This window comes from Nocardioides sp. (assembly GCF_035703625.1).
Classification (GTDB): domain Bacteria; phylum Actinomycetota; class Actinomycetes; order Propionibacteriales; family Nocardioidaceae; genus Nocardioides.
Genome location: NZ_DASSXS010000140.1, coordinates 1 through 9188, shown reverse-complemented (window position 1 = coordinate 9188; position 9188 = coordinate 1). Strand labels below are relative to the sequence as shown.

Below are 9188 nucleotides of genomic sequence, written 5' to 3'. Positions count from 1 at the left end.
GCGATCGGGGTGTCGGTGCCCATCGAGCCGATCGGCTCCGCGCCCGTGTTGGCCATCGGGGTGAGCAGGATCCGGAGCTCCTCCTCGGTGTAGCCGAAGATCTGCTGGCGCCGGGTGACCGAGGCGTGCGTGTGGATGATGTGCTCGCGCTCGGGGATGTCGTCGAGCTGGATCAGGCCGGCGTGCAACCACTCGTCGTAGGGGTGCTCGGCCGCGAGCTCGGCCTTGATCTCCTCGTCCTCGATGATCCGGTGCTCGTCGGTGTCGACGAGGAACATCCGGCCCGGCTGGAGCCGGCCCTTGCGGACGATCGAGGCGGGCTCGAGGTCGAGGACGCCGACCTCGGAGGCGAGGACCACCAGGCCGTCGTCGGTGACCCAGTAGCGCGAGGGGCGCAGGCCGTTGCGGTCGAGGACGGCGCCGATCTGGGAGCCGTCGGTGAACACGACGCACGCGGGGCCGTCCCACGGCTCCATGAGCGAGGCGTGGAACTCGTAGAAGGCACGGCGCTTCGCGTCCATCTCGGTGTGGTTCTCCCACGCCTCGGGGATCATCATCAGCACCGAGTGCGGAAGCGAGCGTCCACCGAGGTGGAGCAGCTCGAGCACCTCGTCGAAGGACGCCGAGTCGGAGGCGCCGGGACTGCAGATCGGGAAGATCCGGTTCAGGTCCCCGTTGAACAGGTCGGAGTCGAGCAGCGCCTCACGCGCCCGCATCCAGTTCCGGTTGCCCATCACGGTGTTGATCTCGCCGTTGTGGGCGATGAACCGGAACGGGTGGGCCAGCGGCCAGCTCGGGAAGGTGTTCGTGGAGAAGCGCGAGTGGACCACGGCCAGTGCGGAGGCGACGCGCTCGTCGGTGAGGTCGGGGTAGAAGTGGTCCAGCTGGTTGGTGGTGAGCATGCCCTTGTAGACCAGGGTGCGGCTGGAGAGCGAGGGGAAGTAGACCTCCGTCTCGTGCTCGGCCCGCTTGCGCAGGCAGTAGGCCATGCGCTCGAGCGCCATCCCGGCGACACGGGCGCCGGCACCGGCGAGGAACAGCTGGCTGAACACCGGCATCACGCCGCGGGCGGTGGCGCCGAGGAGGTCCGGCTCGACCGGGACCTCGCGCCAGCCCAGCACGTCGAGGCCCTCCTCGGCCGCGATCTCCTCGATCCGGCGGCGATTCTTGGCGACCTGCTCGTCGTCACCGGGGAGGAACGCCGTCCCGACGGCGTACGACGAGACGGGCGGCAGGTCGAAGTCGACGACCTCGCGGAGGAAGGCGTCGGGGATCTGCATCAGGATGCCCGCACCGTCGCCGGAGTTGGGCTCGGCGCCGGCCGCTCCCCGGTGGTCGAGGTTGCGCAGGGCTGTGAGTGCCTTGCCCACGATGTCGTGGTCGGGCTCGCCGGAGAGCCGGGCCACGAAGGCCACGCCGCAGGCGTCGTGCTCGTGGCGGGGGTCGTAGAGCCCCTGCGCCGGAGGCGCGCTGGTGTACTGCGCCGGAGGCGCGCTGGTGTACTGGGGCGGCGGGAAGGCGTGCTGTCCTGGCACCGGGCGTTCTCCCGTCGTCGTCTGCGCCGATCGCCGGGCCCCTGCGGAGGGGCGCAGCGCACCGCGCGTGGTCGGCAAGCTGGCTGTGCTCATTGAAGCTGTGCAGGGGACGACGTTGGCCCGAGCGGAGAGTCAGGTTACCACCGGGTTTCGCCGCTTCCGAGGGGCTGACTGCACCCCGGACACCTCAGGTGGGGTCGGTGTTGGCGCCCGTGTCGGTCTCGGCGGGCTCCTCCGACTCCTGCGCCCGGGTGTAGACCTGCTCCTCCCGGCCGGGGTGGCGGCGTCCGACCACGACGAAGTACGTCGCGGCGGCGGCGAAGAGGACGATGGAGGTCCACACGTTGAGGCGCACGCCGAGCACGTCCTGCATCTGGACGTCGTCGATGCGCAGCATCTCGATCCAGCCGCGGCCCAGGGTGTAGGCCATCACGTAGAGCGCGACCACCCGGCCGTGGCCGAGCCGGAATCGGCGGTCGGCCCAGACGACCACCGCGAACGCCGCGAGGCACCAGAGGAACTCGTAGAGGAACGTGGGGTGGAAGGCCTCGGCGCCGGTGTATCCCACCGGCCGGTTGTCGAGGTCGATCTCCAGCCCCCAGGGGAGGTCGGTGGGCCGGCCGAAGAGCTCCTGGTTGAACCAGTTGCCCCAGCGCCCGATCGCCTGCGCGACCAGCACCCCGGGGGCCATCGCATCCAGGACCGGCAGCACGCGGATCCCCTTGCGGCGGGCGCCGATGACCACGCCGAGGGCGCCCATGGCGATGGCGCCCCACACACCGAGGCCGCCCCGCCAGAGGTAGAGCGCCGTGATCGGGTTGTTGTCGCCACCGAAGTAGTTCTCGTAGTCGGTGATCACGTGGTACAGCCGCCCGCCGACCAGGCCGAACGGGACGGCCCAGACCGCCAGGTCGCTGACCTCGCCGGGCTTGCCGCCGCGGGCCACCCAGCGGCGCTCGCCGATCCAGATGGCGGCGATGATGCCCAGCACGATGGCCAGGGCGTAGCCGCGGAGGGGCACCGGCCCCAGGTTCCAGACCCCGTCGCCGGGGCTCGGGATGGACAGGACGGTCAGGCTGGTCGTCATCAGGTGGCGTCCTCGAGGAGTCGGTGGATGTCGTCGGCGAACTGGGCGGAGGAGGTGCCCTGGGTCCACAGGATCGGCACCCGGTCGTGCTCGTCGATCGCGGTCACCTGGGTGCTGTGGGTGACCTCGTAGCCGCCGCTGGGCAGCCGCTCACCCTTCTCGACCGCCACGGCGAGCGGCTTGCCGACGTCGACGATGGTCTCGAGGTCCCCGGTCAGCCCGATGAAGGACGGGTCGAACCGGTCGAGGTACGTGCGCAGGGCGCGTGCGTCGTCGCGGGCGGGGTCGGTGGTCACGAACACCACGTCGACCCGCTCGCGGTCCTGCTCGTCGAGGCGGGTCATCGCCGAGGCCAGCGAGGCCATCACGGTCTGGCAGATGTCCGGGCACGCCGTGTAGCCGAAGAACACCAGCGTCAGCGGCCGGTCGGTGTCGGCGGTGAGCGAGTAGCGCTCCCCGTCGGTGTCGGTCAGGGGCTGCTGGGGGACGACGTACGGCTCGTCGAGGACCGCGCCGTGGAACCCGGTCCCTGCCGACGACGCGTCGTCGCCGCACCCGGACGTGGCAGCGAGGAGGAGCAGGGCGGCCGTCACCGCGGCGGCGGTGCGCCAGGCACCGGTTCGGCGGCCGGACCCGGTGGCACTACGCACGGACACCGCTGGCCAGGTCCTCGGTGAGGGAGGTCAGGGCGCGCAGTCCGGCAGCGCGGTCGTCGGCGTGGTCGAGGAGGACGCGCACGAAGGCCGAGCCGACGATCACGCCGTCGGCGTAGGACGCCACGTCGGCGGCCTGCCGGCCGGTGCTGACACCCAGCCCGACGGCGACCGGGAGCTCGGTCGTGGCGCGGGTGCGGGCGACGAGGGGCCCGGCCAGCTCGCTGGTGGACTCGCGAGCGCCGGTGACGCCCATGACGGCCGTGGCGTAGACGAAGCCGCGGCAGGCCCGGGTCGTCAGTGCGATCCGGGCGTCGGTGGAGCTCGGGGCGACCAGGAACACCTTGTCGAGATCGTGCTCGTCGGCGGCCGCGATCCAGTCGTCGGCACTGTCGGGGGTCAGGTCCGGGGTGATCAGTCCCGCTCCCCCGGCACCGGCCAGGTCGGCGGCGAACCGGTCCACGCCGTAGCGGTCGACGGGATTCCAGTAGGTCATCACCAGGGTCGGGGTGCCGGTGGCGGCGACCGCCTCCACGGTGCGCAGCACGTCACGGGTGCGCACGCCGCCGTCGAGCGCCCGCTGGGCCGCGGTCTGGATGGTGGGGCCGTCCATCACCGGGTCGGAGTAGGGCAGGCCGACCTCGATCACGTCGCACCCGGCCTCGACCATGGCGGTCAGGGCCTCGATGCCTCCGTCGACGTCGGGGAACCCGGCTGGGAGGTAGCCGACCAGGGCGGCGCGCTCCTCCTGCCGCGCCCGGTCGAAGGCGGTGGAGACGGTCATTCGTCGTCTCCCACGGGCTCGGCGGTGACCTCGTCGGGATCACCGAGCCCGAACCAGTCGACGGCGGTGTCCATGTCCTTGTCGCCGCGGCCGCTCAGGTTGATGATGATCGTCGCCTCCGGTCCCTTCTCCGCCGCCAGCTTCTCCGCGACCGCCAGCGCGCCGGCGACGGCGTGGGCGGACTCGATCGCGGGGATGATGCCCTCGGTGCGGCTCAGCAGCGCGAAGGCGTCCATCGCCTCGGCGTCGGTGACCGGGAGGTAGGTCGCGCGCCCCGTGGAGGCGAGGTGTGCGTGCTGGGGTCCCACCCCGGGGTAGTCGAGGCCGGCGGAGATCGAGTGCGACTCGATGGTCTGGCCGTCGTCGTCCTGGAGCACGTAGCTGCGGGCGCCGTGCAGGACCCCGCTGGCGCCGGCCGCGATGGTCGCCGCGTGGCGCCCGGTCTCGACCCCCTCCCCGCCGGGCTCGAAGCCGTAGATCGCGACCCCCTCGTCGTCGAGGAACGCCTGGAACAGGCCGATGGCGTTGGACCCCCCGCCGACGCAGGCCGCGACGGCGTCGGGCAGCGCGCCGTACCGCTCGAGGCACTGCCGGCGGGCCTCGTCGCCGATGCCGCTGGTGAAGTCGCGGACCAGGCTCGGGAACGGGTGGGGGCCGGCGGCCGTGCCGAAGAGGTACGCCGTGTGGTCGACGCTCGCGACCCAGTCGCGCAGCGCCTCGTTGATCGCGTCCTTGAGGGTGGCGCTGCCCGACTCGACGGGGACGACCTTGGCGCCGAGCAGGTGCATCCGGGCGACGTTGAGGGCCTGCCGACGGGTGTCGACGGCACCCATGTAGACGGTGCAGTCGAAGCCGAAGTAGGCCGCCGCCGTCGCGCTGGCGACGCCGTGCTGCCCCGCCCCGGTCTCGGCGATCACCCGCGTCTTGCCCATGCGCCTGGTGAGGAGGGCCTGGCCGAGGACGTTGCGGATCTTGTGGGCGCCGGTGTGGTTGAGGTCCTCCCGCTTGAGCAGGATCCGGCACCCGACCTGGTCGCTGAGGCGCTCCGCGAGGTAGAGCGGACTGGGGATCCCGGCGTACTCGCGCAGGATCTGCTCGAACTCGGCGGTGAAGGTCGGGTCGGCCATGGCGTCCTGCCAGGCCGCCGTGAGCTCGTCGAGGGCCGCCACGAGCGCCTCGGGCATGAAGCGCCCACCCCACTGCGGCTCGCCGGGCGCCCCGAAGTAGCCCCGCTCGTCGGCGTCGTAGGTCATGGCGTGCCTCGGGACAGGGCCCGCACCGCGGCCTCGGGATCGCCGTCGCGGACGAGTGCCTCGCCCACGAGGACCACCTGTGCCCCCTGGCCGGCGAGGCGATCGGCGTCCGCCGGCCCGGAGATGCCGGACTCGGCGACCAGGACCCGGTCTGCGGGGACCAGCGGAGCGAGCCGGCCGAAGGTGTCCGGGTCGACGTCGAGCGTCCGCAGGTTGCGGGCGTTGACCCCGATGAGCTCCGCGCCGAGCGCCACCGCCCGCTCGGTCTCGGCCTCGTCGTGCACCTCGACCAGGACGGTCAGGCCCAGCTCCCGGGCGTCGTCGTGGAGGCGCCGGAGCGAGTCGTCGTCGAGGGCGGCGACGATCAGGAGTGCGAGGTCGGCGCCGGCGGCGCGTGCCTCGAGCAGCTGGTAGGGGGTGACGATGAAGTCCTTGCGCAGCAGGGGCACGTCGACGGCGGCCCGGACCGCCCGGAGGTCGGCCAGGCTCCCGCCGAAGCGCCGCTCCTCGGTGAGCACGCTGATGGCGGCCGCACCTCCCCGGGCGTAGGCGCCGGCCAGTGCGGCGGGCTCCGGGATCTCGGCCAGCTCTCCCTTGCTCGGGCTGCGTCGTTTGACCTCCGCGATCACGCTGAGCCCGGGCCGGCGGAAGTGCGGCATCGGGTCGCGCGGCGGAGCCACGTCGACGAGCGCCGCGCGGAGGTCGGCGGGGGTCGTGTCCGCCTCGCGGCGGGCGAGGTCGAGACGCACGCCCGCGACGATGTCGTCGAGCACTGAACTCACCGCTGCCGCCAACTCCTGAGCCTGATCCACCCCGATCTCTGCCGGGACCAGCCTCTCACGGCGAGCCACCAGCCCGATGTCCACCTCCGCAGGGCGATACCTGTGTAGCCTCGCGCCGAGCCGACACGAACGAGCATGGGGGTCCTTCTCTTGAGCTACGGCACGCCACCGCCGCCCACCGGCGGGCCGCACGGTCCGCAACCGCCGTACGGCGGACAGCCCGGCCCCACGCACGGATCCGCCGTGACGGCACTCGTGCTCGGCATCTGTTCACTGGTCATCTGCGCCCCGCTGGGCATCCCCGCCTTCATCGTCGGCAAGCGTGCCGAGCGCGAGGTGCAGGCCTCGCAGGGCAGCCTCTCCGGCGAGGGGCTCGCCAAGGCCGGATGGATCCTCGGGCTGGTCGCCATGATCCTCATGGCCGTCGGCCTCGTGGCGCTGGTCGTCCTGTTCGCCTTCGGGATGTCGACCAGCGGCAACCTGTAGGACCGCGCCACCTGCGGCCTCCGGGCCACTGACCTCCGGGATCACCCGGCCCACGTCGTCCTGCCCGGGCGGCACCGACACGGAAAGCGAGTCACCCATGACCGAGCAGCCACCTCCTCCCCCGCCGCCGGGGGGCGGCTACGGCCAGCAGCCCGGGTACGGCGCCCCCACGCCCGCGGGCAACAACCAGAAGGCGACGTGGGCTCTCGTGACCGGCATCCTCGGCCTGCTCTGCTGCAGCCCGCTGGGCGTCGTCGCCATCATCCTGGGCCGAAGCGCGGAGCAGGAGATCCGGGCCACCGGCCAGGGCGGCGCGGGCCTGGCCAAGGCCGGCTTCATCCTCGGCATCGTCGCGCTGGCGTTCCTCGCCCTGCAGATCATCCTGTTCGCCACAGGCGCGCTGACGTTCGACGGGACCTTCGACACCACCCCCTGAGCGTCAGGGGGCCAGCCAGCTCCCCGGCAGGTTGCGCGCCACGGTGAACACCGCGGCCAGAGCGATCCCGACCGAGGTCACCGGCAGGGACGAGAGTGCGGTCGACCCGCGCTCTCGGCCCTGCCACGCGTCGAACGTCCACCGGGTCAGGACGAAGACAGTCAGTGGCAGCGCGAGCAGGAGCAGCAGGTTGCTCGAGGCGGCACCCATCAGGTCGGCGTGGGTCAGGTCGTTGACCGCGCGCAGGCCGCCGCAGCCGGGGCAGTAGATCCCGATCAGCGACAGCGGGCAGTAGCCCCAGCTTCCGGACGCGTGCGGGTCGCGGACGTGAAGGGCGAGCGTCGCCGCCCCGAGACCGGCGATCGTGGCGAGCGGCGGGACGACGCGCCGCAGCCGCGTCGGCACCGCGGGCGACACCGCCGTGGCGGTCATCTCAGTCGCGACTGCCGTGGAGGCCCAGCTTGGCCATCACGGCGAACACCACCAGCGAGCCGACCCCGAGCGCGCAGCCGACCCAGAACAGGGTCATGTTCACCGGGTCGAGCATCAGCGCGACGCCGCCGACCACGAAGCCGAGCATCGCGACGACAACGGCGGTCCAGGCCGCAGGAGTGTTGCCATGGTGGGCTGTCATGTGGGGGCTCCTCAGAAGTGCGGGGCGGCCGGGCTGTCGTGCTCGAGCCAGTCTATTCAGCCCGGTCACACCGTGGGGTCACGACCCTCGTCGATCGACTTCCACAGGTCCAGGCTGCTCGTCTCCTCCGGTGGCGTCTGGGCGACTGCGCCACCAGGGGCGTCGTACCGGCTGCCCATCTCGGGCCAGTGACCGACCCACCGCACGGCGAGGGCGGTGGCGACGACGGACAGCAGCGCCCCGACGGCGGCGGCCCAGTACCAGGCGGTCTGCTCGATGACGTCGGTGTCGGTCGTGCGTCGGAACCCGTCGGGGAACGCCTGCTGCACCTGGTCGGGCAGGGTGAACAGCCCGACCACGACCGCGACGGCGAGTCCCACGGCCGCCACCAGCGCCAACCCGGCGACGACGCGTCGCACCACGCCACGGGTCACCAGCAGCACACCCCAGCAGGCCAGCACCACGAGGCTCAGGGCCAGGGCAAGCGGCATCTCGCCGGCGTCGGCGACCAACCCGAGCGGATCGCTGCCGGCCGGCAGCGAGGTGTCGACCACCCACGGCTTCGACGCGGCGACCGCCGCGATCGTGGCTCCCGCCAACCCGAGCGCCAGCACGGGCGCGAACGTGGAGCGGGGCTCAGGCATCGGGCCACACGCGGTCGCGGTCGAAACAGGTGCGCTCGCCGGTGTGGCAGGCGGCGCCCTCCTGGTCGACCCTGACCAGCAGGGTGTCGCCGTCACAGTCCAGCCGGACCTCCTTGACGTGCTGGACGTGGCCGGACGTCTCCCCCTTGACCCAGTACTCCTTGCGCGAGCGGCTCCAGTACGTCGCTCGCCCCGTGCTGATCGTGCGGGCCAGGGCCTCGTCGTCCATCCAGCCCAGCATCAGGACCTCGCCGGTGTCGTGCTGCTGCACGACGGCCGGCACCAGCCCCTCCGCCGAACGCTTCAGACGGGCCGCCACGGCAGGGTCGAGTGCGCTCACCCCTCCAGTATCCCGGCCCAGGTCGATCAGCCGAAGTGCGGGCGGGTCGGCCCTCGGAGCCCCGGCGATCCGGCGCCCGCCCGCACTTCGACCGGTACGGTCAGCCAGGCGGCAGCTGGGCCTGGAAGTCGGCGTAGGAGATGACGCTTCCGTGCCCGCCGGCGATCCATGCGACGTTGAGGTTGTTGGCCTCGATCAGGTTGTTGAGCGCCCGACCGCCGTCGCCGGGAGGCCCGGGGGGGCTGTAGATGTCGCTCACGAAGACCACGCCTGCCTGCTCCATGAACGTGACCGTCATGTCCACAGAGTGCGTCACGTCGAAGGAGAGCACCTCGATCCGCTGGTCGGCGTCGTTGAGCAGGATGCTGCCGCCGTTGGGCACCGCGCGGAACCGGGCCGGTCGGTCGGACCGATCGAGCCGGTCCGGCATGATCGTCGAGCTGCGCTGGCGGAAGACCCGGCCGAAGAACCGGACCGCCGACTGGTGCACCACCACCCGCGCGCCGAGCGCGACGTAGGGCCGCATGCCGCCCGAGTGGTCGGAGTGGTGGTGC

Annotated in this window: 13 protein-coding genes; 2 read left to right on the top strand and 11 right to left on the bottom strand. The window is 72.3% G+C overall.

Annotated elements, in window-relative coordinates; genetic code table 11:
- From VFN12_RS06860 to trpC, 6 genes are all read right to left on the bottom strand, one after another.
- On the bottom strand, window positions 1–1415 hold a 1415-nt coding region (locus VFN12_RS06860; protein WP_325117877.1), incomplete at its 3' end, for a glutamate synthase central domain-containing protein.
- A gap of 307 nt (window positions 1416–1722) precedes the next feature.
- Entirely contained in the window at window positions 1723–2622 is a 900-nt protein-coding gene (lgt, locus tag VFN12_RS06855; protein WP_325117876.1) for a prolipoprotein diacylglyceryl transferase, read from the bottom strand.
- Window positions 2622–3272, bottom strand: coding sequence for an SCO family protein (locus tag VFN12_RS06850; protein WP_325117875.1), 651 nt, complete (start codon window positions 3270–3272; stop codon window positions 2622–2624). Before VFN12_RS06850 ends, lgt begins: the two co-directional genes overlap by 1 nt.
- Entirely contained in the window at window positions 3265–4059 is a 795-nt protein-coding gene (gene trpA / locus VFN12_RS06845; RefSeq protein WP_325117874.1) for a tryptophan synthase subunit alpha, read from the bottom strand. Before trpA ends, VFN12_RS06850 begins: the two co-directional genes overlap by 8 nt.
- Window positions 4056–5312: a tryptophan synthase subunit beta gene (gene trpB, locus VFN12_RS06840; protein ID WP_325117873.1), complete on the bottom strand. Its 1257-nt coding sequence runs from the start codon at window positions 5310–5312 to the stop codon at window positions 4056–4058. The genes trpA and trpB overlap by 4 nt, the downstream gene beginning before the upstream one ends.
- Window positions 5309–6094: an indole-3-glycerol phosphate synthase TrpC gene (trpC, locus tag VFN12_RS06835; protein ID WP_325117872.1), complete on the bottom strand. Its 786-nt coding sequence runs from the start codon at window positions 6092–6094 to the stop codon at window positions 5309–5311. The genes trpB and trpC overlap by 4 nt, the downstream gene beginning before the upstream one ends.
- A gap of 135 nt (window positions 6095–6229) precedes the next feature.
- On the opposite strand from trpC, the gene VFN12_RS06830 reads away from it, so the two are divergent.
- Together VFN12_RS06830 and VFN12_RS06825 are read left to right on the top strand one after the other, a co-directional pair.
- The gene (locus tag VFN12_RS06830; RefSeq protein ID WP_325117871.1) at window positions 6230–6580 is read left to right on the top strand and encodes a DUF4190 domain-containing protein; all 351 of its coding nucleotides are present in this window, start codon (window positions 6230–6232) and stop codon (window positions 6578–6580) included.
- A 97-nt stretch (window positions 6581–6677) separates the two neighbouring features.
- A complete protein-coding gene (locus VFN12_RS06825) occupies window positions 6678–7016 on the top strand; it encodes a DUF4190 domain-containing protein (protein ID WP_325117870.1) in 339 nt (112 codons plus the stop codon).
- A 3-nt stretch (window positions 7017–7019) separates the two neighbouring features.
- On the opposite strand, the gene VFN12_RS06820 is transcribed toward VFN12_RS06825, so the two are convergent.
- From VFN12_RS06820 to VFN12_RS06800, 5 genes are all read right to left on the bottom strand, one after another.
- Window positions 7020–7448 carry a DUF2752 domain-containing protein gene (locus VFN12_RS06820; RefSeq protein WP_325117869.1) on the bottom strand — a complete coding sequence of 143 codons (429 nt, stop codon included), beginning with the start codon at window positions 7446–7448 and terminating at the stop codon, window positions 7020–7022.
- A 1-nt stretch (window position 7449) separates the two neighbouring features.
- A complete protein-coding gene (locus tag VFN12_RS06815) occupies window positions 7450–7650 on the bottom strand; it encodes an HGxxPAAW family protein (RefSeq protein WP_325117868.1) in 201 nt (66 codons plus the stop codon).
- A 65-nt stretch (window positions 7651–7715) separates the two neighbouring features.
- Window positions 7716–8294, bottom strand: coding sequence for a Trp biosynthesis-associated membrane protein (locus tag VFN12_RS06810; RefSeq protein WP_325117866.1), 579 nt, complete (start codon window positions 8292–8294; stop codon window positions 7716–7718).
- Window positions 8287–8634 carry a phosphoribosyl-AMP cyclohydrolase gene (gene hisI, locus VFN12_RS06805; protein WP_325117865.1) on the bottom strand — a complete coding sequence of 116 codons (348 nt, stop codon included), beginning with the start codon at window positions 8632–8634 and terminating at the stop codon, window positions 8287–8289. The genes VFN12_RS06810 and hisI overlap by 8 nt, the downstream gene beginning before the upstream one ends.
- Window positions 8635–8734: 100 nt before the next feature.
- The coding region (locus VFN12_RS06800; RefSeq protein ID WP_325117864.1) for a hypothetical protein at window positions 8735–9188 on the bottom strand (454 nt) is incomplete at its 5' end.